General features: G+C 61.1%; 28 protein-coding genes. 20 read left to right on the top strand and 8 right to left on the bottom strand.

Annotation, left to right across the window (positions count from 1 at the left end):
• Positions 1–283 precede the first annotated feature (283 nt).
• On the top strand, positions 284–2,479 hold the full coding sequence (locus tag FZX09_RS11860; RefSeq protein ID WP_226403118.1) for an AAA family ATPase: 2,196 nt from the start codon (positions 284–286) through the stop codon (positions 2,477–2,479).
• 5 nt (positions 2,480–2,484) lie between these two features.
• Here the strand turns inward: FZX09_RS11860 and FZX09_RS11855 are convergent, their stop codons facing one another.
• Entirely contained in the window at positions 2,485–3,096 is a 612-nt protein-coding gene (locus FZX09_RS11855; protein ID WP_226403116.1) for an alpha/beta hydrolase, read from the bottom strand.
• A 92-nt stretch (positions 3,097–3,188) separates the two neighbouring features.
• Between FZX09_RS11855 and bcp the strand changes: the two genes are divergently transcribed.
• Positions 3,189–3,656, top strand: a complete 468-nt coding sequence (gene bcp / locus FZX09_RS11850; protein WP_226403114.1) for a thioredoxin-dependent thiol peroxidase — start codon at positions 3,189–3,191, stop codon at positions 3,654–3,656.
• Here the strand turns inward: bcp and FZX09_RS11845 are convergent.
• Both FZX09_RS11845 and FZX09_RS11840 read right to left on the bottom strand, forming a co-directional pair.
• Positions 3,634–4,359, bottom strand: a complete 726-nt coding sequence (locus tag FZX09_RS11845) for a type III pantothenate kinase (RefSeq protein WP_226403112.1) — start codon at positions 4,357–4,359, stop codon at positions 3,634–3,636. The two genes, bcp and FZX09_RS11845, sit on opposite strands and share 23 nt — an antisense overlap.
• On the bottom strand, positions 4,360–5,127 hold the full coding sequence (locus FZX09_RS11840) for a phosphoadenylyl-sulfate reductase (RefSeq protein WP_226403110.1): 768 nt from the start codon (positions 5,125–5,127) through the stop codon (positions 4,360–4,362). It abuts the gene before it with no gap.
• 67 nt (positions 5,128–5,194) lie between these two features.
• Here FZX09_RS11840 and FZX09_RS11835 point away from each other — a divergent pair, with 67 nt between their 5' ends.
• The 6 genes from FZX09_RS11835 to FZX09_RS11810 are packed head-to-tail and all read left to right on the top strand — an operon-like array spanning position 5,195 to position 13,136.
• Positions 5,195–6,340 carry an NAD(P)/FAD-dependent oxidoreductase gene (locus tag FZX09_RS11835; RefSeq protein WP_226403108.1) on the top strand — a complete coding sequence of 382 codons (1,146 nt, stop codon included), beginning with the start codon at positions 5,195–5,197 and terminating at the stop codon, positions 6,338–6,340.
• Positions 6,337–8,013, top strand: a complete 1,677-nt coding sequence (gene hflX / locus FZX09_RS11830) for a GTPase HflX (protein WP_226403106.1) — start codon at positions 6,337–6,339, stop codon at positions 8,011–8,013. The genes FZX09_RS11835 and hflX overlap by 4 nt, the downstream gene beginning before the upstream one ends.
• On the top strand, positions 8,001–9,818 hold the full coding sequence (locus FZX09_RS11825) for an SLC13 family permease (protein ID WP_226403104.1): 1,818 nt from the start codon (positions 8,001–8,003) through the stop codon (positions 9,816–9,818). Before hflX ends, FZX09_RS11825 begins: the two co-directional genes overlap by 13 nt.
• 29 nt (positions 9,819–9,847) lie before the next feature.
• Positions 9,848–11,263, top strand: coding sequence for a potassium transporter TrkG (locus FZX09_RS11820; protein ID WP_226403102.1), 1,416 nt, complete (start codon positions 9,848–9,850; stop codon positions 11,261–11,263).
• Positions 11,264–11,287: 24 nt separating this feature from the next.
• Complete coding sequence (locus FZX09_RS11815) at positions 11,288–11,992, top strand: TrkA family potassium uptake protein (protein ID WP_226403100.1); 705 nt, start codon at positions 11,288–11,290, stop codon at positions 11,990–11,992.
• A 4-nt stretch (positions 11,993–11,996) separates the two neighbouring features.
• The gene (locus FZX09_RS11810) at positions 11,997–13,136 is read left to right on the top strand and encodes an anhydro-N-acetylmuramic acid kinase (RefSeq protein ID WP_226403098.1); all 1,140 of its coding nucleotides are present in this window, start codon (positions 11,997–11,999) and stop codon (positions 13,134–13,136) included.
• On the opposite strand, the gene FZX09_RS11805 is transcribed toward FZX09_RS11810, so the two are convergent.
• Positions 13,133–13,426 carry a hypothetical protein gene (locus tag FZX09_RS11805; RefSeq protein ID WP_226403096.1) on the bottom strand — a complete coding sequence of 98 codons (294 nt, stop codon included), beginning with the start codon at positions 13,424–13,426 and terminating at the stop codon, positions 13,133–13,135. The two genes, FZX09_RS11810 and FZX09_RS11805, sit on opposite strands and share 4 nt — an antisense overlap.
• Positions 13,427–13,531: 105 nt before the next feature.
• Between FZX09_RS11805 and FZX09_RS11800 the strand changes: the two genes are divergently transcribed.
• Positions 13,532–13,831 carry a hypothetical protein gene (locus FZX09_RS11800; RefSeq protein ID WP_226403094.1) on the top strand — a complete coding sequence of 100 codons (300 nt, stop codon included), beginning with the start codon at positions 13,532–13,534 and terminating at the stop codon, positions 13,829–13,831.
• Positions 13,832–13,878: 47 nt separating this feature from the next.
• The gene (locus FZX09_RS11795; protein WP_226403091.1) at positions 13,879–14,109 is read left to right on the top strand and encodes a hypothetical protein; all 231 of its coding nucleotides are present in this window, start codon (positions 13,879–13,881) and stop codon (positions 14,107–14,109) included.
• On the opposite strand, the gene FZX09_RS11790 is transcribed toward FZX09_RS11795, so the two are convergent.
• Positions 14,087–14,263, bottom strand: a complete 177-nt coding sequence (locus FZX09_RS11790) for a hypothetical protein (RefSeq protein ID WP_226403089.1) — start codon at positions 14,261–14,263, stop codon at positions 14,087–14,089. The two genes, FZX09_RS11795 and FZX09_RS11790, sit on opposite strands and share 23 nt — an antisense overlap.
• Before the next feature lie 70 nt (positions 14,264–14,333).
• Between FZX09_RS11790 and FZX09_RS11785 the strand changes: the two genes are divergently transcribed.
• Positions 14,334–16,058: an ABC-F family ATP-binding cassette domain-containing protein gene (locus FZX09_RS11785; RefSeq protein ID WP_370624245.1), complete on the top strand. Its 1,725-nt coding sequence runs from the start codon at positions 14,334–14,336 to the stop codon at positions 16,056–16,058.
• Positions 16,059–16,171: 113 nt separating this feature from the next.
• Positions 16,172–16,360, top strand: a complete 189-nt coding sequence (locus FZX09_RS11780) for a hypothetical protein (protein ID WP_226403087.1) — start codon at positions 16,172–16,174, stop codon at positions 16,358–16,360.
• A gap of 10 nt (positions 16,361–16,370) precedes the next feature.
• Here FZX09_RS11780 and FZX09_RS11775 read toward each other — a convergent pair whose 3' ends face one another.
• The gene (locus FZX09_RS11775; protein ID WP_226403085.1) at positions 16,371–17,507 is read right to left on the bottom strand and encodes a trypsin-like peptidase domain-containing protein; all 1,137 of its coding nucleotides are present in this window, start codon (positions 17,505–17,507) and stop codon (positions 16,371–16,373) included.
• A 139-nt stretch (positions 17,508–17,646) separates the two neighbouring features.
• On the opposite strand from FZX09_RS11775, the gene FZX09_RS11770 reads away from it, so the two are divergent.
• The 8 genes from FZX09_RS11770 to FZX09_RS11735 all read left to right on the top strand — a co-directional run bounded on the left by FZX09_RS11770 (position 17,647) and on the right by FZX09_RS11735 (position 23,340).
• On the top strand, positions 17,647–17,919 hold the full coding sequence (locus FZX09_RS11770; RefSeq protein ID WP_226403083.1) for a DUF2973 domain-containing protein: 273 nt from the start codon (positions 17,647–17,649) through the stop codon (positions 17,917–17,919).
• Between the two features lie 33 nt (positions 17,920–17,952).
• A complete protein-coding gene (locus tag FZX09_RS11765; protein WP_006851931.1) occupies positions 17,953–18,336 on the top strand; it encodes a hypothetical protein in 384 nt (127 codons plus the stop codon).
• Positions 18,337–18,558: 222 nt separating this feature from the next.
• Positions 18,559–21,054: an ATP-dependent helicase HrpB gene (gene hrpB / locus FZX09_RS11760; RefSeq protein ID WP_226403081.1), complete on the top strand. Its 2,496-nt coding sequence runs from the start codon at positions 18,559–18,561 to the stop codon at positions 21,052–21,054.
• A 101-nt stretch (positions 21,055–21,155) separates the two neighbouring features.
• Entirely contained in the window at positions 21,156–21,296 is a 141-nt protein-coding gene (locus FZX09_RS11755) for a chlorophyll a/b-binding protein (RefSeq protein ID WP_025362525.1), read from the top strand.
• 111 nt (positions 21,297–21,407) lie between these two features.
• Positions 21,408–21,584 carry a hypothetical protein gene (locus tag FZX09_RS11750; RefSeq protein ID WP_226403079.1) on the top strand — a complete coding sequence of 59 codons (177 nt, stop codon included), beginning with the start codon at positions 21,408–21,410 and terminating at the stop codon, positions 21,582–21,584.
• Entirely contained in the window at positions 21,574–22,737 is a 1,164-nt protein-coding gene (gene xseA / locus FZX09_RS11745) for an exodeoxyribonuclease VII large subunit (protein ID WP_226403077.1), read from the top strand. The genes FZX09_RS11750 and xseA overlap by 11 nt, the downstream gene beginning before the upstream one ends.
• Positions 22,737–23,006 carry an exodeoxyribonuclease VII small subunit gene (gene xseB, locus FZX09_RS11740; RefSeq protein WP_226403074.1) on the top strand — a complete coding sequence of 90 codons (270 nt, stop codon included), beginning with the start codon at positions 22,737–22,739 and terminating at the stop codon, positions 23,004–23,006. Before xseA ends, xseB begins: the two co-directional genes overlap by 1 nt.
• Positions 22,999–23,340 (top strand): DUF2834 domain-containing protein, encoded by a 342-nt coding sequence (locus FZX09_RS11735; RefSeq protein WP_226403072.1) that lies wholly within the window; start codon positions 22,999–23,001, stop codon positions 23,338–23,340. Before xseB ends, FZX09_RS11735 begins: the two co-directional genes overlap by 8 nt.
• Here the strand turns inward: FZX09_RS11735 and FZX09_RS11730 are convergent.
• The gene (locus FZX09_RS11730) at positions 23,328–23,678 is read right to left on the bottom strand and encodes a hypothetical protein (RefSeq protein ID WP_226403070.1); all 351 of its coding nucleotides are present in this window, start codon (positions 23,676–23,678) and stop codon (positions 23,328–23,330) included. The two genes, FZX09_RS11735 and FZX09_RS11730, sit on opposite strands and share 13 nt — an antisense overlap.
• 53 nt (positions 23,679–23,731) lie before the next feature.
• Positions 23,732–24,664 (bottom strand): YihY/virulence factor BrkB family protein, encoded by a 933-nt coding sequence (locus FZX09_RS11725; protein WP_226403068.1) that lies wholly within the window; start codon positions 24,662–24,664, stop codon positions 23,732–23,734.
• Positions 24,665–24,820: the final 156 nt, after the last annotated feature.

Raw genomic sequence — 24,820 nt, 5'->3', positions numbered from 1 at the left:
AATTCCACCAGCCGAGTAGCAGCAGCCTGAACCTTCGGCGGAGGTGGCTGCGGTGATTCGTTCCTGCAGGAACTAACCAAGAACAGGGCCGCAAAGGTAAGCAAGAGGCGCTGCGGATGACGCACTGCAATAAGGCTTTGGAACGAATTATGCGGTGTTCATGAGAACCGGGCCGCGAGGACTTGCAGGCCTGGAACGAGGCTTACCCAAAAAGGGTCCGATTTGGACCAGCTCAAGCGCAGATTGAGAACGTCAGGGACACTGGGACATCGCCGATGGTGTGTTGGCTCAGGACCTCTTCGCTTTTCACGGTGAGCAGCAACGAAGGATGCTGGCCCCCCTGGCCGATCGCATGCGTCCGCGCACTCTGGAGGAATTTGAAGGTCAGAGCGGAATCCTGGCTGACGGACGGCTCCTGCGCCGTGCCATCAAGGCCGATCGGGTCGGCAACCTGATCCTGCATGGCCCGCCCGGGGTCGGCAAAACCACCCTGGCGCGGATCATTGCTAACCACACCCGCGCCCACTTCAGCAGCCTCAACGCCGTGCTGGCCGGCGTCAAAGACTTACGTATCGAGGTTGATGCTGCATGCCAACGCCTTGAACGGCATGGCCTGCGCACGATCCTGTTCATCGACGAAGTGCACCGTTTTAACAGTGCCCAGCAGGATGCGCTGTTGCCATGGGTGGAGAACGGCACCGTCACCTTGATCGGGGCCACCACAGAAAACCCCTATTTCGAAGTCAACAAGGCGCTGGTCAGCCGCTCGCGGCTGTTTCGTTTACTGCCTCTGGAACCAGAGGATTTACAGCGGCTGCTGCAACGCGCCCTTGCAGACAACGAGCGGGGCTACGGCGACCGCGCAATCGCCATCAGCAGCGATGCCGCCAACCACCTCGTTGATGTGGCGGGCGGTGACGCCCGCAGCCTGCTCAATGCCCTTGAACTAGCGGTGGAGAGCTCCGAACCCGATGGCCAAGGCGTGATTCAAATCACTCTGGCCATCGCCGAGGAATCCATCCAGCAGCGAGCCGTGCTTTACGACAAGCACGGTGATGCCCACTACGACACCATCAGCGCCTTCATCAAATCGCTACGGGGCTCGGATGCCGATGCGGCGATGTTCTGGCTGGCCCGCATGGTGGAGGCCGGTGAGAACCCACGTTTCATCTTCCGGCGGATGCTGATTGCAGCAGGGGAAGACATCGGCCTGGCCGACCCTCAGGCCATGGTTGTAGTGGAAGCCTGTGCCGCGGCCTTCGAACGGGTGGGGCTGCCCGAAGGCCTATATCCCTTGGCCCAGGCTGCGTTGTACCTGGCGGGCACCGAAAAGAGCAACAGCGTTCTGGGCTTCTTTGATGCCCTCAAAACCGTGCGCGATACGCAAAAGCAGGACGTGCCCGGGCATTTGCGCGATGCCAACCGGGATGGAGCCGCCTTCGGCGATGGCGTGGGCTACCGCTACCCCCATGCCTACGCAGAACACTGGGTGGAGCAGCGATACCTCCCCACACCCCTGCAAGGCGAGGTGTTCTGGCAGCCCGGACAACTCGGTTGGGAGGGGGAACGACGCGAGCGGATGGCGGAACGCCGGGCAGCCCAACTCGCCGCGGCCGCGGAACTGGCGGCCGACCAGCCTTTGCTGTTGAGCAGCGGGCCCGACCGTCCGGGCGTGGACCGCTGGGTGCAGCGCCAACTAGGGCAGGAGGGGGAGCGACTGCAGCGCATGCGCGAGCGGCTCTGGCGGGAGATCCCCTGGACCCGTCGAGATCGGGTGCTGCTGCTGGGGGTGCGCTCGCTGATCTGGGCCCTCGATCCATTGAGGGCCACCCCGGAAGGAGGAGTGACCATGCTTTGCGAGAACGAAGCCGACCGCAGCCGGCTGGAAGCGCAGATGGATTGGCTCGAGCCGGAGCATCGACCAGAGCTGTTAACAGGCAACCTCGACGCTCTGCCCGAAAGCCAAGCCTTCGATTGGATCGGGGGACGACTCACCGCTGCCGACCTGCAAGGGCAGAACTGGACGGCGCTGCTGAAAACAATCAACCAACATGCCGAGCCGAAAACAGGCTTACGGCTGCTGATCAGCCGCGCCGAACTGGGGCCCGCCGGTGCATTGCTGCAAGACGGCGAGCCAACAGAGCTGTTCAGCGATCTAGTGGCTCAAGAACAGCAGTGGCTTGAGCTGCAGCAGCGTCCGGAAAAGTTGTTAGCGAAGGCTGGCTGGCAGCTCCGTTGTGAGGAGTGGCTGGAACATCTCATGCTTCCAGGGGGCACCGAACTGGCTGAGCGATGGCTCACCGAAGGGTCGCCCTACCGGCAGGCCATGGGGGAGATCAGCAAGGAGGTGATGACGCAGTTGCGCCAATCGTTGAACGACCTGGGCGAGGTCGGCCTGCGACTGCCGATGCGCCATCAATTGATCCAAGGCGAGCGCGGCACGCCATCAAAAAAACCGCCGAAGCCTGGGCTGAAATAAAGAGATCAGAGCTCTGAATTGGCTTTGATGCAAGCAGGCAGAAAGACGTACCAGGACAGCAGCGAAGTGGACTGGGCTCCGCTCACCTTGTCAGGAGCACAAACCCTCTGCCTGCCGTCATTCGGTCCGTTATCGGATAACCGGAAGGCGACGGGCAGCTGTTTCATGATGCCGATTGAGCTAATGAGCCCATCCTTGGCATCCGCGATGATGGCGGCCCGCAGAGCCATTACCGCCGTCGCCTTTTGGCGCCAATAAGGGACATAAGACCTTGTTTGATCATCTAGGAAGGCTTTACCAGCGTCGGAATAAAGGAACCGGGATACACCGGCGAGGTCAACTGCATAGCTCTTGTTCAAACCAAAACGGAGCTCGTCAGCGGTCCAGCCAGACATCCGAATGGCATCCTGAAGAGCACGGTCTGTGACCTCGCCGTCAACAAGAAAGAATTCGACCTCGCTGTAAGTGGTGGTGCTAACTGAGCCACCCGTGTTCCAGCGCACCGGTTGCTGAGTACCTGCTTTTGAAAACGGTCCAGGAATGACCGCGAGGTACGTACAAAAAACAAGAGATGCCAGGGAACCTGCGATTTGCTCGACCCTGATCCGCGACGCCATGGCCCAACAGCTGCAGGTTGATTGCAACGTAGGCAGCACGGACAGTCTTGTCCTGAGGACCGTACGCTGCCGCCACTGACCAAGCACTTTCCGTGAGTCTGCAAATCGGCGACGCCGCCCCCGACTTCACCCTTCCCGATCAAAACGGTGATTCCATGAGCCTCGCTTCACTGCGCGGAAAGAAGGTTGTTCTGTACTTCTATCCCAAGGACGACACCCCGGGCTGCACCAAAGAAGCCTGCAACTTCCGCGACCGCTGGGAGCAACTGAAAGCAAACAACATCACCGTTCTGGGCATCAGCAAGGACGGAGCAACCTCCCACAACAAATTCATCAACAAGCACGAACTTCCCTTCACCCTGCTCACCGATGAGGAGCCCTGTGCCGTCGCCAGCCTCTATGAGAGCTATGGGCTGAAGAAGTTCATGGGGCGCGAATACATGGGAATGATGCGCCACACCTTCCTGATTGATGAAGAGGGAAAACTCGAGCGGATTTATCTCAAGGTGAAAGCAGCCACCATGGCCGACACGCTGATCAGCGATCTCGGCCTGAGCTGAGCCCAGCACCCAGGCTCAGCAGTGCTTGCAATTGAAGATCACCCCCAAGCTGCAACAACTCCGTTGCACCGGACCAATGTTTCTTCAACAGGGCAGCGTCACCACCGCAGATCCACAGCAAGCCCTGGGCATGCTGCTGTGCCGCTGCAATTGAGGCCAACATCCCCTCCAGCACACCGCGCTGCATGGCGGCAACGGTCTGTTGCGGGAAAGCCTCTTGCAGAGCGTCGTTATTGGGATCCTCAGTGGTTGATGGCAAACGGTGGGTTCCCTCCGCCATCGCCTGGAGTTGGAGCCGATAGCCCGGGATCAGCTGACCGCCTCCAAAACAACCATCCGCCGTCACCCGGGTGAGGCTCAACACGGTGCCGGCATCCACCAGCAGCAACCCCCTGGAACAGTCGAGCTGTTGCTCCTGACTGCAGCGCCAGGCCATCCATGCCCCGAGAGCGCGGTCCACCCCCAACCAAGGAGGAGCTTTGAGCAAGGGCACATCCTCGAGGCGAATGCGCAGATCCTGGTGGGCCATAAGCGGCTCAGGCACCGGCCCCACCGCCGCCCAGACCGGAGGGTTGGTTCCGATGCGACCAGGATCTGGAGACCCATGATCCACACGAACAACGTGGGCTTGCCGCTGGGCCCAATGCCAACGGCTATTACCAATCAGCAGAACGCGGTCACCGCCCCGTGTAGCCCCTGTCACTTAGATGCCTTCACCCATCAGCCCTTCATTCACCTCCTGGGGCAGATGAATTCCACACTCCTGCTTCAAACCACCAAATCGAGTGTCACGACCACTCAGATCGCCCACATCAGGACCACTGGAATGCCAGTCGCCGACCGTGGAATAACCCTTCTCAAACAAAGGATGCTGGGGAAGATTGTTCTCCTGCATGTAGTAGTACACATCGCGCTTGGTCCACTCGAGCAGGGGGCGCAATGACCAACGCTCCCGAATCCGATCCAAAGCGGTCATCGAGCGGCGGTGATCGGTCTGACCACGCCGCACGCCGCTGGCCCAGCAGCGCGTGTTCAGTTCGTTGAGCGCTCGCTCCAGTGGTTCAACCTTGCGGATCCGGTGATAGGTCTCTAGGTCTTCCACGCGACCGGACTCCCAAAGCCGCCCGTGCAGGGCCTCCATCCGAGCCGGGGACATCTCGCTCTGACTCACCACCAGACGAATCCTGAGCTGCTGGTTGAGTTGAGCGGCGTAGGTGTAGGTCTCTGGAGGCAGATAACCGGTATCGATCCAGATCACCGGCACAGCATCACCCCCGGGGAGGGTGCTCAGCATGTGCAGAAGCACAGCCGATTGGATCCCGAAACTCGTGGTGAGAGCGAAATTCTCACCGAACTGCTCCAATCCCCAACCCAGACGCTGCTGCGGTTCCATCGCCTCCAGCAGCTTGCGCCCTTCGAGTAACTCGTTTTGTACTGCCATGGGCACCATGGCCTCAGGAACCTCCGTCATCACGCCATCTTCTCCTGCCGTGGGACAGGGTGTCGTTCCTATCGTTTAAAAACCCGCAGCTCCTTTCATGCGTTCACCCTCGTCCCCATCGGATGCCGTGGTGATCGTTGGCGGTGGATTCGGAGGACTGTTCACAGCACTTGCTCTTCAGCGACGGCAGCCGAACTGCCCCATCGTTCTGATCGAACCGCGGGATCGCTTTCTGTTTCAACCGCTGCTGTACGAACTGCTCAGCGATGAACTTCAAGGCTGGGAGGTAGCCCCCCGCTACGACCAACTGCTAAACAACGGCATCTGCTGGATCAAGGACAGCGTTGTTGGTATCGATCAAATAAGCCAGAGCATCGAATTGGAAGCCGGGGACAGCTTGAGCTGGTCACAACTGGTGCTAGCGACGGGCTCGAAAGTCAATGATTTCGGCATTCCAGGCGTCAAAGAACACAGCTCCAGCTTCCGTGACCTCAACGATGTGAGGCGGCTCAAGCAATGGCTAAACAACCTGCAACAGCAACGGGTTGAGGATGCTGGTCTGATCATTGTTGGCGCGGGACCCACCGGCGTGGAACTGGCCTGCAAGCTGGCAGATCTGATCGACGGTGCTGCCAGCATTCGACTCGTGGAGATGGGCGATGAAATCCTCCCCAGCAGCACAGCGTTCAATCGGGAGCGGGCCCAGGCCGCGCTGGAACGCAAAGGGGTGGTCCTCCAACTGAACACCAGCGTGAGCGAAGTGAAGTCCAGCACTGCTGTTCTTGCCAATGGTGCTGTTCTGCGTCATTCAGGCTTGGTCTGGACCGCAGGGAGCAGCCCCTCCATCCCCGCCATCTCACCCACACCTGTGCTGGAACGAGGGCGTCTGGCCGTTGACGATGACCTGCGCCTGGTGGGCTGTGCCAACACGTTCGCCCTCGGGGATCTCTCAGCCCGACCAGGCAGCCCATGGCCAGCCAGCGCCCAGGTGGCGATGCAGCAAGGCGATGCCACTGCCGCAGCCATCGCAAAGCTGCGGGTGGAGGAAAAGCCGCAACCCTTTCAGTTCGAGGACCGAGGCGAAATGCTAAGCCTCGGTGTCGGTGACGCCACCCTCACCGGCATGGGGCTCACCCTGGCTGGCCCCCTGGCCTTCCAGTTGCGACGGGCAACTTATTTAACGCGCCTGCCAGGGCTCTCTCTGGGTCTGCGCTCGGCAGGCGCCTGGTTGTTGAACCGTTGAAGCAATCCCACCTCGGCGGGCGTTGCCGTGGTCTGCGCCCCAGCCAGCAACGGCAGCTGGAGCGGTTGAGCCATCGCCGTCATCCCGAAGACTGCGGCGCCGATCTGCTGAGCCTCGAACGCTTGGCCGACCTGGTGCTGGATCTAGAGATAGCGTTGCATCTGGTGCTGGACGGCCGCGGCCTCTGCCGCCTGCTCTGGCTGGGGCCTCTGACCGGTAGCGATTCGCTGCTGCAGCATCTGCCGGCTGCACCGCGGCGTAGCAGCGGGGGATGGCGACTGATCAGCTGCCCTTTCGCTCGCAAGGGGCTGCACTCAGATCCCCGCGACGCCGTGGTCGCCCTTGACATCGCTCCTCGGCACTGGCTGCGCTTTGCACCCTGCCCGGGGGCCGATGGAGCTCGCCCGGCCGAACTGTTGATCCCTGACCCGTCTCAAGCCGATGGCTGGAGACCATTTGAACAAGGAGACCTGCGGGATCTTTGCGTTCTCACACCAGACGAACCCAATCCCCGAAGCATCGGTGCCACGACCGGAGACGAGAGGGTACTTCTGCTCACGCTCACCAGTGGCGATGAACAGCGCGACCAGCGGGATCTGGCTGAGCTGGAAGGCTTGGTGCGCAGTGCCGGTGCCGAACCGGTGGCCCGGACCAGCCAGCGCCGGGGGCAAACCAATCCCCAAACGCTCTGGGGCTCTGGAAAACTTCAAGAAGCTGCCCTCGAGATCCGCCGCTGCCAGGCCTCCCTGGTGATCACCGACCGGGAGCTCACCCCCGTGCAGGCCCGCAATCTCGAACGGCTGCTCAGCTGCCCGGTCACCGACCGCAGCGAATTGATCCTCGACATCTTTGCTCAGCGGGCCGGCAGTGCTGCAGGGCGGCTTCAGGTGGAACTGGCTCAGCTGCGCTACCGGTTGCCGCGCCTGCTGGGGCGGGGCAGCAGCCTGTCGCGGCAGGGCGGCGGCATCGGCACGCGCGGCCCAGGGGAAACACAGCTGGAAAAAGACCGAAGGGCCATCAGCAGGCGCATCGAACGACTGCTTCGGGATCAACGCCAACTTCAATCCCACCGCAGCCGCTTACGGGATCAGCGGCGTGATCTGCCGCGGGTGGCACTTGTGGGCTACACCAATGCGGGCAAATCCAGCCTGCTCAATGCCTTGTGCGGCAAACGAGCCAGTGATCGCGTTCTGGCGGAGAACAAGTTGTTCGCGACCCTGGACCCCACCACCCGCAAACTCGACCTTCCCTGCCCTGGGGCACGCCCCGAACGGTTACTGCTCACCGACACCGTGGGCTTTATCCGCGATCTCCCCGCCCCACTGGTGGAAGCCTTCCGCGCCACGCTGGAGGAGGCGCTGGATGCCGATGTGCTTCTGCTAGTGGTCGACCTTGCTGACCCCGACTGGCAGGGCCACTTGGACACGGTGCATCGGCTGCTCGATGAGCTTGGCAGCACCTCCCTGCGACGGGTGATCGCCAATCAGATCGACCGCTGTGAAGCAACTGAGATCGAGATGATTCATCAGCGGGAACCCGACGCCCTGTTTCTGTCGGCGGTGCAGGGGGATGGGCTGCAGGGCTTAAAACAGTGGCTGCGAGAGCAATTTTTTGATCCCGGGGCAGAATCGCCACAATTAACGACCGGCGACTCGCCGCCATGGCCGAGCTGAGCAGCGCTCTTCAGAACCCTCAGGCGTTGATCACCCTGGCCGTATTGGCTCTGGCAGTGGTGTTGTTCATTACCGGGTTGATTGCACCGGAGCTCACCGGGTTGCTGAGTTTGAGCCTGTTGATCGCCACCGGGGTGCTCAATCCCCAGGAGGCCCTGGCGGGGTTCGGCAGTCCTGCACTGGTGACCCTGTTGGGCCTGTTCCCGGTTTCCGCAGCACTGTTCAAGAGCGGTGCCCTGGATCGACTCAGAGATCTGATCGCCTCAGAACGGATCCGGTCTTCGCGGCGTCTGATCGCGCTGATGGCCTTCGTGATTGCCCCGGTGTCAGGAATTGTTCCCAACACACCCGTGGTGGCATCGCTGCTACCCGTGGTGGAGGGCTGGTGCCAAAGGCGCGGCATTTCGCCATCCCGGGTGCTGTTGCCGTTGTCGTTTTCCACGGTGCTGGGGGGCACCCTCACCCTGCTGGGAAGCTCTGTGAATCTGCTGGTGAGCGACATCAGCGAACAGCTGGGCTATGGCTCCCTCGATCTGTTCAGCTTCACCCTGATCAGCCTGCCGGTCTGGCTGGCAGGGGCCACCTATCTGATGTTGGCTCCAAGGGTGCTGTTGCCGGACCGAGGTGCCAGCACGGATGACCTCGGCGGCAACCCCAAGACCAGCAGCTACTGCACTGAAGTGCGCATCCCACCCGAGTCGGAGCTGGTGGGCAGCTCTCTCCTGAACAGTCGATTGCAACGTCGTTTCGACGTTGACGTGCTGGAACTACAGCGCGGTGGAGAGCGACTCCTCCCACCCCTGGCTGACCGTCGTCTTGAGGCCGGCGATCATCTGCTGTTACGGGTCACCCGCCTTGATCTGCTGCGGCTCCAGCAGGATCACACAGTTCAGCTCACAACCCAGGGGCAGAACGCTGGTTTCAGCCTGAACACCGAAGAGGCCAGTGGACAAAAAACCGTGGAGGTTTTGTTGCCTGCTGGCTCCACCTTGGCCGGTGCCAGTTTGCGGGAACTACGGTTTCGGCAGCGCCACAACGCCACAGTTCTCGCCCTGCGCCGCGGCCAGGAGACTGTTCAGGAACGCCTCGGCCAGGTAATCCTGAGGGAGGGCGACGTGCTGCTACTGCAGGCACCAATCGACTCCATCCGCGGCCTGCAGGCCAGCAACGACCTGTTGGTGCTGGATCGCCTTGAGGATGACCTGCCCACAGTGCGGCGCAAGCCCGTGGCCGTCAGCATCGCCCTGGCGATGCTGCTGCTGCCGACTCTCACCCCCATCCCCCTGGTAGCAGCGGTGCTGTTGGCCATGGTGAGTGTGGTGGCTACCGGCTGCCTTCGCCTTGGTGAACTGCAGCGCTCAATTCGGCTGGACGTGATCCTGCTGCTGGGATCCCTGACCAGTTTCAGTGTTGCCATGCAGAACACGGGCCTGGCCGATGCCCTCGCCCTAGTGCTTCAGCAGGGGCTGACGGGCTGGCCGAGCTATGCCGCTTTGATGGTGGTCTTCATCGGCACCACGCTGTTGACGCAGGTGATGAGCAATGCGGCCTCGGTGGCCCTGCTGGCGCCTGTAGCGGTGCAACTGGCTCCGTCCCTGCAGCTGTCGCCCACCGCCTTGCTGATCACAGTGCTCTTCGGGGCCAGTCAGTCCTTTCTCACCCCCGTCGGGTATCAGACTAATTTGATGGTGTTCGGCCCAGGCCGTTATCGCTTTCTGGACGTCACCCGCTACGGACTTGGCCTCACGGTGATCATGACCATTCTCGTGCCGGCCTTGATCCTCTGGCATTACGGCGGATCCTGAACAACACTGGTCAGATCTCGCGCGCGCCTGTGCCGATCGGAAGGGCCATCGAACGCAGCCAGGGCTGGCATCGTCGGCTCACGGTTCCCCAGTTCACCGTGGTGACTGGCTTACTGGTGGTGCTGATCGGCACACTGCTTTTGGCCACTCCGCTGTGCTCCTCAAGCCGCGTTGGGCTTTGGGAAGCTCTGTTCACAGCCACATCCGCCATCACCGTGACGGGGCTGTCGATCATCGACATCGGCACCGATCTCACAACCTTTGGTCAGGTGGTGCTGGCTCTGATGATCCTGGCGGGGGGCCTTGGCTTGATGGCCATCACCACGTTTTTGCAGGGCTTTGTGGTGCAGGGAACAGCCCTGCGGCGCCGACTGGACCGGGGCCAGGCCCTGGATGAATTCGGCGTGGGGGGCGTTGGGCGCACGTTTCGTGGCATTGCCCTGACGGCGACGCTGGTGATTCTGGTGGGGGCCGTGATCCTTTATCACTTCGGGTTCGATGACATTCCCGACCACGCCGAACGCCTCTGGGCTGCGGTATTCCACAGCATCTCGGCGTACAACAACGCGGGATTCGGACTCTGGAGCAACAGCCTCGAGCACTACCGCAGCAATGGCGTTGTGAATGCCGTGGTGATGCTGCTGATCGTGGCCGGCGGCCTGGGGTGGCGTGTCACCAGCGATCTGAGCACGCAGCTGCTGCGCAGACGACGAGGCCGGCGGCGGCTGAGCCTGCACTCCCGCCTGGTGTTGCGCACCACCATGCTCTTGATCGCCTTCGGAGCAGGGGGGCTGGCCTTAACGGAATGGTTGAACCAGGGCGAGATCTTCGCAGGCATGCCCTTGTCTGAGCGGTGGCTCACAGCACTGTTCAAATCCGTCACGGCACGCACAGCCGGCTTCAGCACCGTTCCGCTCTCGCTCGACACCGTCACCGAATCCAGCCTCCTGCTGCTGATGGTGCTGATGTTCATCGGGGCCAGCCCCGGCGGCACCGGTGGTGGGATCAAGACCACCACAGTGGCGGCCTTGATGGCGGCCACCCGCTCCACCTTGCGGGGCCGGGAGGTGGTGGTGATCCGCAACAGAAGCATCAGCGACAAGGTGGTGCTGCGGGCAGTCGGCATCACGGTGGGCTCCCTGCTGTTCGTAATGGCCATGGCGATGCTGATCAGCATCGCCAGCAATTTGAACGGCAAGGATTCATTCACATTTATGGAAATGCTGTTCACCTGCATCTCCGCATTTGCCACGGTGGGCCTGGATCTGGGGGTGACCGTTGAACTCCCCCGTTTCGGCCAGGCGGTGCTGATGGTGGGAATGTTTGTGGGACGACTGGGGATCCTGTTGCTGCTGAGTGCGATCTGGGAAGCGATGACTCAGGAACAAATCCAGATGAATCGCCAGAATCGAGTCGGTTACCCCAGCGAGGATCTGTATGTCTGAGCGCGATCAGCGGGGGAGGCAGCGATGAAGGAGTGGTGGCAGTGGAGCCCGGTCCAGGGCAGCGATCGCCTCGGCTTCGCGATTATCGGCGTGGGCCGTTTCGGTATCGCCGTGTGCCGGGAACTGCTTCAGAACGGAGCGGATGTGCTGGCCCTGGACCGTTCAGAGCGTGCGGTGGATGAACTTCGTCAAGTGGAGCCCAGCGTGGAAGCCCGCGTCGTGGACTGCACCGACGAAGAGGCCCTGCGGGAAGCCGGCGTGCTTGAAATGGGCACCGTCGTGGTGGCGATCAGTGAACCGATCGAGGCCAGCATCACCGCGACCTTAATCGCCAAAGACAGCGAGGGGAGCCGCGTGCGCCAGGTGATCGCAAGGGCAACGAGTGACCTCCACGAAAAAATGCTGAAGCGGGTGGGGGCCGACCGGGTGATCTTTCCCTCGCGCATGCAGGGCGAGCGCCTGGGTCTTGAACTGGTGCGCCCCAACCTGATGGAGCGGCTGGCCCTGGATGAACAGCACTGCATCGAGGAGATCAAGGTTCCAGAACCGTTTGTGGGGCGCTCGCTCAGGGATCTGAATTTGCGCAAAAACTTCAGGGTCAACGTGCTGGCGGCAGGACCGCAAAGCAGCCTGATGGTGAACCCACCGGCATCCCACGTGCTGGAGGAGGGGCACCTGCTGGTGGTGATGGGACTGGTGGACGACCTGCAACGGCTCCCGAAAAACTGAGCCGATGCTCTGCCTCGGGCTGATGAGCGGAACCAGTGCTGACGGTGTCGATGCCGTGCTGGCGCGCTTCGACGGCCCATCCCAGAGTCCTCACTGGTCCCTGCTTCACCACCACCATCGGCCCTATCCGCTCCAACTGCAGCAGCAGGTGGTGGCAGCCGGCCAAGGCGCACCGATGCCGGCTGCCGTCTGGCTGGAGCTGGCGGAAGCCATCACGAAGGTGCAAGCCGACGCGGCACGGGCATGCGACCCAGATGCACAAGCTGAGCTGATCGGCTGCCATGGCCAGACCGTCTGGCACCGCCCCCCGGCCCGAGGGGCAGGAGGGGGCAGCTGGCAGATGCTGCAGGCCCCACTGCTGGCCCATCTGCTGCAAAGGCCAGTGGTCCATGACTTCCGCGCGGCTGATCTGGTGCTTGGGGGGCAGGGAGCACCGCTCGTGCCTCGAGCCGATGCGGCGCTGCTGGGGCACACGCAGGGCTGGCGAGCACTACTGAACCTGGGCGGTATTGCCAACCTCACCCTGATCCCCCCCGGCAGTGGAAGCGACCGCCGTGCCGCTGTATTGGGATGGGACTGTGGACCAGCCAACAGCCTGATCGACTTGGGCATACGCCACTTCACCAATGGAGCCCAACCCTTCGACAAGGGTGGAGCGATGGCAGCGCAGGGCCGTGCGGATGAGGGCTGGATCCAGCGCTGGCTTCAAGAGGATTACTTCCAGCTGACACCACCGAAATCCACGGGACGGGAGTGTTTCGGGCAGGACGACCTCACCCGGCGCCTGCGTCAGCTCGGTGGAGCCTCAGCGACAGACGCCATCGCAACCCTGACGGCCTTTCCCGCTGCTGTGGTTGCCCAGGACCTGGAGCACCTGCGCCAAAGACGTGGCATCGCACCAATCGAAATGATCACAGCTGGTGGTGGCAGCCAAAACCCGGTGTTGATCGATGAGCTGCGGCGGCGCTGCCGAGGCTTGCAGCTGGACGAAAGCAGCAGGCTGGGGGTGCCGACTGAAGCCCGAGAAGCCCTGGTCTTCGCGTTATTGGCCTGGTGGCACCACAAAGGGCATCCCGGCAATGTGCCCGCCGTCACCGGAGCCAGTCGGGAAGCCGTGCTGGGCGTGCAGGTGAATCCGGCCTAACCGGGCCGGTGCAGGCGCAAGCGCCTGGGAGCGCCCCGCAGACGGCGTGGCTGCTGTGATTCCAAGGCGGACCGCAGGCGCTCCTCGCGGGTCGGGGCCGGTGCGGACGCCTCCAACTCCTGCTCATGGCGTTGCACGCCCTGCTGGATCAGCACCCGCGCCATGTTGCTCACCGTGCGGGATTCCAGCTCCGCCATTGCCGTGAGACGCGCGCAGAGATCTTCAGGCAGAACCACCTGAATTCTCGGGGACTTGGGCTTCCCGTTGGATGAGGTCTGACGGGTAGGCACGACCGGATCCCCAAGAAGAGGCTCTGCTACTAAAAAGTGTACAGAGATGGTCAAGGGTAGTATCCATGACTATGGTGGGGGCATTGGTCCTCCTCGGAGTACCCCATGACACAAGCCTCACCACGCCCCCGTCGCAGCCCAGCCGGCTCCCGCGCTCGGTCTCGACGCCCCCGTCGCAGCGCTGAAAACAGCGACGTGCTGGTGTCAGCCGTGATCAGCACCTATCTGCTGACCCACCTGCACCATGTGTTGCAACGGGCCGAATACAGCGCCTCCCAGGAAGGACGTGGCACCCAGGCCGCCAACTACGCCCAACTGCGCAAGGTGCTCTGCATGGATGCCCGCAGCATGAAAGACGCCTCGGCCTTGGGGCAGCACGATGACGGCATCGAACAAGCCGCCTGACAAGACCTTCGGCTCTGAATAGCGTTTGAGCAGTTGCTCAGATCGCGATGGCTTCCAACGCCGCAGCGCTGTACGCCCGAATCAGTAGCAATCCGGAGCAGACCCAGGCGCTGTTCCGTCAGGCGCTGCAAGATCCCAACGGCGCCATGGCCAGCATCTGCAGCCTGGGCGACCAACTGGGGCTACCCGTCACGACCCAAGAGGTGCGGGAACATCTGGCCAGCCTCGACGATGAAGACAGCGAACGCTGGCTGGTCAAGGCGAGAGGCGGTCTTTGAACTCTGCAGCTTCGGACGTCAGCAACGCCTGGGACTCAGTTCGCTGACGGCGTTCATATCCGCCACCTCCGGCCCAACTGAAGAAGAGCAAATAACTCACGATCGCCAAACCTGCGGCTACCACGAGAGCGGCCAACTGCTCCAGTTTCAGCATGGCGACCAGCCTCCAGGAACCCTCACCAGTTTGCCGACAGGGATGATGGGGGGCATCACGCCTTCCGCCGGTGCTGCGACTCGAAAACGTCAGCAAGATCTACCCGACTGGGGAAGTGCTCCGGGCCGTGACCTGGGAGGTAAAACCCGGAGACAGGATCGGCCTGGTGGGGGTGAACGGCGCCGGCAAGTCCACCCAGATGCGTCTGATTGCCGGGCACGAAGAGCCCACCAGCGGCCAGGTGGTTCGGCAAGGGGAGCCCCGTATCGCCTACCTCCAACAGGAATTCGACGTGGACCTGGAGCGCACTGTGCGCCAGGAACTGTTTCAAGCCTTCGGCGAAGCCGCCGAGGTGATGAACCGGCAACAGCAGGTAGAAGAAGCCATGGGGTCGGAACGCGCTGCTGAAGATCCCGATCATCTGGACAAGCTGATCCAACAACTGGGACAGCTGCAGAGCCGCTTCGAAGCACTGCATGGCTACGAACTCGATGCCCGCATCGACAAGCTCCTGCCCACGATCGGATTCACTCCGGAGGGCGCTGAACTGCAGGTGAAGGACTATTCCGGGGGCTGGCAGATGCGAATCGCCCTAGGGAAAATCCTGCTGCAGGAACCGGATCTGCTGCTGCTGGACGAACCGACCAACCATCTGGATGTCGAGACCATCCAATGGCTGGAGAACTACCTGCTGGAGCAGAGCGCTGCCCTCGTCGTCATCAGCCACGACCGCACCTTCCTCGACCGGGTCTGCAATCAGATTGTCTCCACCGAGAGGGGGGTGTCCCGCAGCTATCTGGGGAACTACACCGCCCACCTGGAACAGAAACAAATGGAACGGGAGGCCACGCAGGCGGCCTTCGAACGCCAGCAGAAAGACATCGCCACCCAACAGGCCTATATCGATCGTTTTCGTGCCAGCGCTACCCGCAGCACCCAAGCCAAAAGCCGAGAGAAGCAACTGGACAAGGTGGAACGGGTGGAGGCACCGATCGAATCCGTGGCCGGGCCGAGTTTTCAGTTCCCGCCCGCTCCGCGCTCTGGAGCTCAGGTTGCCCTGATCGACAACGTCACCCACAGCTACGGAGACAAGATCCTGTTTCTTGGGGCTGAACTGGAGGTTGAGAGGGGTGACCGTATCGCCTTCGTTGGCCCCAATGGTGCGGGCAAGTCCACCCTGCTGCGCCTGGTGATGGGGGTTGAACCCCCCGATGAAGGCAGTGCCAGGCTTGGGGAGCACAACGTGATTGCGGGTTACTTCGAACAGAACCAGGCCGAAGCCCTGGATTTGTCCAAGACCGTGATCGACACGATGTATGAAGCGGTTCCCGATTGGACCCAGACCCAGGTTCGTTCGCTGCTGGGCAGCTTCTGCTTCAGCAACGACACGGTGTTCAAAGAGGTCGGGAAGCTCAGCGGAGGCGAGAAAGCCCGACTAGCACTGGCGCTGATGCTGCTCACCCCCTGCAATCTTCTGGTCTTGGATGAGCCCACCAATCACCTCGACATCCCGGCCAAGCAGATGCTCGAGGACGCCTTGATGGCCTACGAAGGCGCCTCGCTGCTGGTCTCCCATGACCGCTATTTCATCTCACGCGTGGCCAACCGGATTGTCGAACTGCGAGAGGGCGAACTGGTGATGTACAGGGGGGATTACAACTATTACCTCGAGAAAAAAGAAGAGGAAAGAGCTGAAGCCAAGAAGAAAGAACTGGCTGTGGAGCGAGAATCCAAGCGGAAAGCTAACAAAGAAAAGCAGAAAGCCCGAGATGCCCGGCGTAAAAAGGCGGCCTGACTGGGATCAGACCGCAGCACCGAAAACTTCACACAGCCTTAGGCAGGAAGACTTATTTCTCTTTACCTGCAGATTTTATCTGCATAAGCTGACAAAACTGAATCGCAGCACCGATGAACATGGTTTCCGGCCCAGGTAACAGCGCATCCGTTGGCGGTTCATCAGCACCAGGCCCGGCACCCCATGAACAGACCTGGGACGCGGTGGAGACCTATTTCCATTGCATCACAACCTGCTCGCTCGACGATGGCGAGTGCATCACCCAATGCGTTGAACAACTGAGGGACGCCGACGACGCCTGAGCCCGAAGCATCAGCCGGGAGTCAAGGCCGATATGTCGACCGGCCTGACGTCAATCGTGACCAGCTGCTGACCACGCTCCACCTCCAGCACAACCGCGGCACCGACGCCACGACGTTCAATAGCACTGACTACCGCAGCAGGGTCAGCGACAGCCTGACCATCCAATCGCGTGATCACATCATCAACCTTGAGCCCAGCGCGGTCCGCTGGGCCTCCAGGTTGGACAGCGCGAATCACCGCACCTGGAGGTACCGGGGATGTCGGAGTGGGCCGGGGCACCGGGGACAAACGGATGCCAATCACAGGATGACGGGCCTTGCCGCTGGACACGAGCTGCTGGGCAATGGTTCGAGCGCGATTGATCGGGATGGCAAAGCCCAGACCCGCCCCAGGTCCTGATCGGACCAAGGTGTTGATGCCGATCACTTCACCATCGGCATTGAGCAGTGGCCCGCCCGAGTTGCCGGGATTGATCGCCGCGTCAGTTTGAATCAGATCAAGACGTTTGCCGGAAATTCCCAGCTGGGCAACATTGCGATTGAGGTTGCTTATAATTCCCAGGGTTACCGTGCTTTCCAGCCCATAGGGGTTGCCCACGGCAATCGCCCAGTCGCCCACGCTGAGCCGGTCGGAATTCCCCAGATCGGCAACAGGCCAGGGCCCAGGCGCCTCTAGACGCACCACCGCGAGATCGGTGAGGTTGTCTTTTCCTACCACTCGAGCGGGCACCCTTCTGCCATCGGAGAGGCCCACGGTCAGTTGATCTGCCCCCTCCACCACATGGGCATTGGTCAGCAGCAGGCCCTTGGCATCGAAGATCACCCCACTGCCTTGGCCGCGCTGCACCCTGGAGCGCGGGGCTGTGGAGCGTGGGATGCCAAAGAAGTGGCGAAACAAGGGGTCCCGCATCAGAGCAGGCGGCACACCCGCAACACTGGACTGATTGACGGTCCGCGCCGTCTCAAGGGTGACCACTGCCGGACCACTGCGCTTCACAGCGGCTGCCACGAATGAGTCAGGACGGATCGCCGGGCGTGCCTCGACCTGCTGGGGGGCAACGGCCAAGGGAAGCGCCGACACGCCGGCCACCAGCAATCCCCCCGCCAAAGCGGAGACGACAAGCGGGCGGGACTGGGATTTGAACACAGCTTGAGGGGCGATCAGCTGCCTCGACGCTACGCAGAGCAGATCCAAAAAAAGCCACGTTCCATGTCAAAGCTGTGACCACATTCGGCCGGGGTCCCGATAGCGTGAGGACGCAGACATTCAGCTGGGTCGGAGGGTCATGCTCGGTTCGCTGTTTCCCCTCATCTACGGAGCGCTGTTCGTTGCCCTGTTGTGGCAAGCCTTCCGCGTGATGAGCAAGGGTTTTCGCGCTGCCAGTGGTCCGGTCAACAGCGTGCCCAGCAACGCTCCTAGCGACCGCACAGGCCAGGTCACCGTTCACCCAGAACTGCTGGACAGCGAGGGACGCATTACGGAAGAGGCCCTGCTGACGGTGCGCTTTGGTGGTGACGATGAAGAAGCCTCGACGGCGGCTGGACCCGGCACTGAATAAATTGGGTGCTTGGAGTCGACAGGGGTCGCCTGAGTGGATCAGAGAACACGCATCGTCGCCGCGGTCATCAAGGGCCTCAAGCTGCCCCCCCGGTTTCGGCTTCGGCTGATGAAAGAAGATCCGGTTCGCCTGGAGTTGAGCCTTACTCCGGCCTACGGAAAGGACCCCATCACCGTGGGTCTTGTCGAATCCCTTGATCTAGTGGCCCGTCGTGACCGGGAAGGCCGGATCCCCCGCGACCTTCAGGGCACCTGGGACTGGACCGTCCGCCACGGCCAGGTAAGCACTGGAGGCTGGAACCCTTATCTCAAGGAAGCGCTGCAGACCATGTTCGAGACCGGCCTCCCGGCCATCGTGTTTGAGGAGCTCACTGGAGAGGAGTACCACCCCGTGGATGGAACCCGCCACGTGCGCTGATCCAGCACGGGGATTCTGTAAAGGCGTGCGAATGAATGCAGCGACGCGACAGACAAGGGAGCTAGACCGGAATCGATCCGGCCTTTAAGAAAGTCTTCATGGCCTCCCTTGCTGTTTCCATCGGCCCGCTTGTGCGGCTGTTGGCCGCCTTCGGCTCCATCAGCAGCCTTGTGCTTTTGGGCCTGATGAATCTCGTCCCGTGAAGCGAGCGGCAACACCGCTTTGAGCCAGTTCCCGATCGACGCCCTGTTGGAGCAGATCTGTTCTGCGGTCCGCCCAGGGCAAACGCTTTTGCTCCAGGCGCCGCCTGGGGCTGGCAAGACCACACGGGTTCCCCTGGCGCTGATCGGAGCCCTGACGGAAGGCCCGCGCGTTCTTAAAAACCATCAGAGAATCTGGATGATCGAGCCGCGGCGGCTGGCCACCAAAGCTGCCGCCGCGCGCCTTGCCGAGAGCCTGGGAGAAGACATCGGTGCGCGCATCGGTTACGCCGTGCGCGGGGAACAAAAGCGATCCGACAGCACCCAGTTGGAGGTGATCACTGGCGGCCTCTTCCTGCGGCGCTTGCAGAGCGACCCCTCGCTGGATGGGGTGGGGTGCGTGATCTTCGATGAATTTCATGAGCGGGGGCGTGATGCGGACCTGTCCCTCGCTTTGCTGCGAGAGGCGAGGCCTCTGCTGAATCCCGATCTCGCCGTGATCTTAATGTCGGCCACGCTGGATCTATCCGATCTGAGGGAACGGCTGCCCGAAGCGACGGTGCTGGAAAGCCCGGGCCGCTGTTACCCGGTGGAAACCCACCACCAACCACCACGGCCGGACGAACCCCTGCCAAAACAGGTGTTACGCGCCATCGAGCAACACACCCTTGACCAACCGCTGGGGAGCGGTGTTCTTGTCTTCCTGCCGGGGCTAGCGGAAATTGAACGCTGCAGGCAGACCCTGACGGCCGCCCCTTCCCTGCAGAACTGGAAGATTCAGGCGCTGCATGGTCAACTGCCCTTGCAGCAGCAGAGTTCAGCCCTGCAGCGCTGCGAGCCAAACCAGGACGGCAGCATCATCTTGGCCAGCGCCATTGCCGAGAGCTCCCTCACCATCGATGGGGTTCGCCTGGTGATTGACAGTGGCCTCAGCCGTCAACTGCGCTACGACCCCAACACCCGCATGGAGGGTCTGGAGACGGTGGTCTCCAGCCTGGCCAGTGCGGAGCAGCGCAGGGGCCGGGCAGGACGACAGTGTCCGGGCCGCTGCATCCGCCTCTGGTCACCGGCAGAGCAACAACGACGGCCACCCTTTCACCCCGCTGAGCTGCTGCTGGCAGATCCCCAGCCGGTGCTGATGGAACTGGCCCAGTGGGGGGCTGGGCTGGGAGAAGAGTTGCCGTGGCTGGCCCCTCCCCCCGCAGCAGCCATGCAGGAGGGACAGCACGGCCTGCAACAACTCGGCCTGCTGGAGCACGACGGCCGCATCAGCGAGCAAGGACGTTTGATCTGCGGCCTGGGTGTTCACCCCCGTCTCGGCATGCTGCTGCTGAAAGCCCATGAACGGGGCGCCCCTCAGCTGGGATGTGATCTGGCGGCCATCCTCAGCGAACGGGATCCCTTCGATCGCCGCCAAATCGGCAGCGATCTCGAGGCCCGTCTCAACAGCATCCAGCACCATCCATCCCTGCGAACGCTCAGCCAGCAACTCCGCCGCCAACTGAAACGGCTGGGCACCTCACCCCAAGAGCGAGGCGCATCGGTCAATGCTGGCGATCTGATCCTGGCGGCCTTTCCGGAATGGCTGGCGCAACAGCGTCTAGACCAGACCGGTCGCTATCAGCTGCGTCAGGGCCGCGGAGCCACGCTGCTGCCCTGGGATCCGCTCCTGGGCAGTCCAGCCCTGGCCGTTGCCAGGGTTGACATGGGCGGCAGGGACACGCGGATCCAGATGGCAGTGGCCCTGAGCCAGAGCACTCTTCAGAGCATCGCTGAGCGGGACGGCCACTGGCAAGACGAGGCCAGCTGGGATCCTGATCGCCAGCGGGTCCGCGCCGAACGCCAGCTAAAACTGGGGGCGTTGGTGGTGCGCCGTACGCCACAGCCTTCGCCAGCCGCAGCGCTGTGCCGCACCCTGCTGATCGAGCAGCTGAAGAAGAAGGCCAGCCTTGATGTCCTGCCCTGGACAGACAGCTGCCATCAGCTGCGCCAACGGCTGGCATGGATGCACCAACAGGTTGGCGCCCCCTGGCCTGATCGCGATCTGACAACACTGCTGGAGCAGGCTGACACCTGGCTTGGTCCAAGTCTGGAGGGCTGCCTGAGCTGGAGCGACATCAGCGTCACAGCTTTGGAAGAAGCACTTTGGGGCGATCTGGACTGGAGCTTCAGGCAACAACTGGATGGTCTACTGCCACGCCGCATCCCAATCCCCTCCGGCCGTCAGGCCGCCCTCCATTACACCGCCGATGAGGTCATCCTCGCCGTGAAATTGCAGGAGATGTTCGGATCTGACGACGGCCCCCACGTACTGAATGGCCGCGTCCCCGTCACATTGGAACTACTTTCACCAGCCGGCCGTCCCCTGCAACGCACGCGCGACCTCAAAGGCTTCTGGCAAGGCAGCTACCAGGAGGTGCGCCGGGAGATGCGGGGGCGCTACCCCAAGCACCCCTGGCCCGACGATCCCCGCGAAGCTCTGCCGACGTCCCGGACCAAGCGCCTGTCGGACGGATGACAACCTTGAAAAACAGGCAAAAGCCCAATTGAGTAGCCCTTAGCACATGCAACAAAACTCCAACCTTTGTTACATTGGTGCACATCCAATCGATTCAACCCATGTCTGACAACGCACGCTTCGGCTTCGTCAACTTCGCTGAGACCTGGAACGGTCGTCTGGCCATGATGGGCTTTGTGATCGGCCTCGGCACCGAGCTCCTAACCGGCCAAGGCATCCTGACTCAGATCGGCCTCGGCTGATTCCGATTCGCGGATTCACAGAACCCCCCGGCCTGTCGGGGGGTTTTTTGTTGTCTCTCCACCAGCCTCCGCTGATGCAGCACAGTGGGAAGAATTCCGCCGAGGCTTTCGTTGGCACCGCTTTACGTTCAGAACAGACGTGATGGATCAAGGCTGCTCAGCAGCGCCTTGGTGATCTGCACAATTGGTGCCACCCAAATCCACCAGCACTGGGGCGTTCTGCTGACCACCATCTCGGCCGTTGTCTGCATTTACTGGGGTTACGCCTACAGCCGCCTTGAGCGCTGATCGTCTTCCGACCTACTCCGTTGCTGAGCTAAACACAGCCATCGGAAGCTTGCTGGAACGCGGCTTTGCGCCGCGTTTTTTGCTGGAAGCAACGGTCTCACGCCCTCAACTCAAGAAGGGCCACCTCTGGCTCACGCTCACCGATGGCTCCGCCAGTATTTCCGGTGTGGTGTGGGCTTCAAAACTGGCGCAGTTGAGCTACCAGCCCAAGGATGGGGACGGCGTCACCGTTGTGGGCAAGCTCAATTTCTGGGCAGCGCGAGCCAGCCTTACGGTTCAGGCGCTGGACATCCGCCCCAGCCTCAGCACGGTGCTCCGCGACTTTGAACGGGTGCGTCAACTGCTGGAACAGGAAGGGGTGATCGACCCCAGGCATCAGAGGCCGCTTCCGAGCCAACCCTCCTCCATTGCAGTGCTCACTAGCGTACCCAGCTCCGCCCTGGCCGACATGCTCCGCACCGCGGCGGAACGCTGGCCCCTGACCCAACTAATCGTGGTGCCGATTCCTGTGCAGGGGTCCGTGGCTCCGACGATTATCAGCACCCTGGAAAGCTTGGCTGAACGCTCCACCGAGCTGGGACTTCAAGCTTTGGTGCTCGCCCGCGGCGGTGGCAGCCGAGAAGACTTAGCAGTGTTCGACAACGAGGCCCTTTGCCGCCTCCTCGCGCACTACCCCATACCGGTCGTAACAGGCCTGGGCCATGAGGACGATCTCACCGTCGCCGATCTGGTGGCAGACCATCGCGCAGCCACGCCAACGGCGGCGATCGTGGCACTGCTGCCCGACCGCGAGGCGGAACACCAGGGACTTGTGCAACGGCAAAGCCGATTGAAAGAGGCACTACTAGGGAGGATTCATCGCGAGCGTCAGCGGCTCCAGAATCGGGCCATTGCGCTGCAACAACAGTCTCCACTGGAGAAGATCAGGCGCTTTCGCCAGGAGCTGGCCCAAAAGCACCAATTGCTCAAGGCACTTTCCCCGGAACGCTGGTTGAAACGCGGCTTGGCCCTGATTAGCAACGAAGCCGGCGAGTCCATCTCAGGCCTGGAATCCGTCAAGATCGGTGATCAGCTCAACATTCGAATGAGCGACGGAAGCCTTGAAGCCCGGGTCGATCAGATCCAGCGCAGTGACCCCAACACCACCTCCTGATGAGCAAGCGCCAAATCAACAAAGTGCAGCGTGATCGCATCGAAGTGTGGCGAAAGGATGCCGAAAGCCTGAGCTACGAAGACGCCATGCAGGCTTTGGATCTGCTGCTTGCTGAGCTGCAGAACGACAATGTTCCCTTGGAGGACTTGCAGCAAAAAGTTCTCCACGGCGAGGTTTATCTAAGCCGTTGCCAGAACCTGCTCGACAGCGTCGAACAATCGATTATCGAACTCGATCCCAAAACCCTCAAAGCCACGAACAATGCGTAAAGCCCTGCCTTGGATTTATCTGCTTCTGGCTGTGTTGGGAGCGATCCTGCCCTGGAAAGCCAACCTGGAGTTCATCGCTGAAGGGGGTGGACAGGCCTTTGATTTGGCGCGATTTATCGCCGATGCCAGCAGCACAGCCGCCTCACGCTCCTTGAGCGCTGACCTGCTGGTGGGAGCCAGTGCCGTCACACTATGGATCTGTGTGGAAGGCCCACGTCAGAAGATCAAAGGCTGGTGGCTGGCCATCCCCTTAAGTTTTGGCGTGGCCTTTGCCTGTGCTGCTCCGTTTTTCTTGTTCCTGCGGGAACGACAGCTGCTGGCTCAAGAATCGTAATCCACGTCCTGAGCGACCACGTCAATGGTGAGATCACTGGCGGGAGTGGATGGGGCTTCTGCACTGGCAGGATTGTCTCCTGCACTGGGATAGGGCGTTCCACAGACCGCACACACTCCAGCCCCCTTCAGTCCGGTGGCACCGCAAGCGGTACAGCTGATCATCCTGGACTGCAAAAGTTTCCAACCAATCCAGCCAAACCCCGAAAGGATCAGAGGAAGCGCCAAAAGAGCCAGCAGCACACCACCGGCGAGATCAAGCAAGAGACGACCGGCAGCGGTTGGCACAAGCAACAACAAAAAGGCTGCAATCCACAACACTGCTGGTGGTCGATTCATTGGCTTCAACGGAGAAGGTCCGTAGAATTAGCTTCGCAGAATTGAATCAAAGTTCAAGGCGTCACACTGTTCGGTTCCCCGAGCCGAGGCTTGGCAAGACGAACTGCAACCAATTCCACACTTAAACACTGGCCAAAATAAAGAATTACACCCACCAACCAGACCCAAAGCGTCAAGACCAAAACACTGCCAATTACGCCATAGGCCTGATAGCGATTACCCAGAGAAACAATACTCAAACTCAGAATTTTATTGAGAAAAGCCAGACCAAATCCAATCAACAACGAGCCGGGAATGAGAGGAATCGAAGGAACACGACGACTGGGCAACACCACCTGAAGCAGCCAGGCCATCAAGGACAAGATCAAGGCTGGGACAAGAATCCGCCCGAGGGGAAGAATGGGACTGGAGCGCACAAATCCCATTAAGCCTGGAATAACTCCATCCAAGACGCCAAGAATCTCTTCTGGAAGCTGCCCGACACTAAGCACCAACTGTTGAAAAATAATCAAAACAGATATTGCAAAAACCGTCAAAAAAGCCTCAACACGCGTTCGACAAAATTGCACAACCTGTTGCCACCAAGACAAACCAATTAATGGCTCCGGCAGAATCTCGGACCACAGCCGATCCGCTCCACGCTGGAGCGTCAAGTAAGCGTTACTAGCCGTGAGAAGTAAAACAACAACACCGAGAATTCCAGCCCCGAAGCCTTGATCGACCAAACCACGCAAAGTTGAATCAACCAGGCTGGTTGCTGATGGCGGCAAGACCTGCGTCACGGAGGCCAACACATTATCGAGACTATCCGTTTTACCAAATACCCGTGCAGCGATAGATAATGCGATTAACAGCAGTGGGAAGAACGACTGCAGAACAAAATAAGCAAATGCAGCACTTAAATCAACACATTCAGCGTTATTCCAACGCTTGCAAGCCTGCCAAATCTGCCCACTTAAGCGTCGAAGAAGCGAACGTCTCGGCACAGATAGGCGCAAAAGATCACTAAAACCTTACAACAAAAAAGCCACCTCAAGATGAGGTGGCTTCTTCGCGGGTGGTGATGGTGATCGCTTCAGCAATCAGCACATCATCAACCTATTAAGAGAATGTTTTACCTGGCATCGAGCTATTTTCTCAGG

This window comes from Synechococcus sp. MU1643, assembly GCF_020514095.1.
Taxonomy (GTDB): domain Bacteria; phylum Cyanobacteriota; class Cyanobacteriia; order PCC-6307; family Cyanobiaceae; genus Parasynechococcus.
This window is presented reverse-complemented; position numbering and strand designations above follow the sequence as displayed.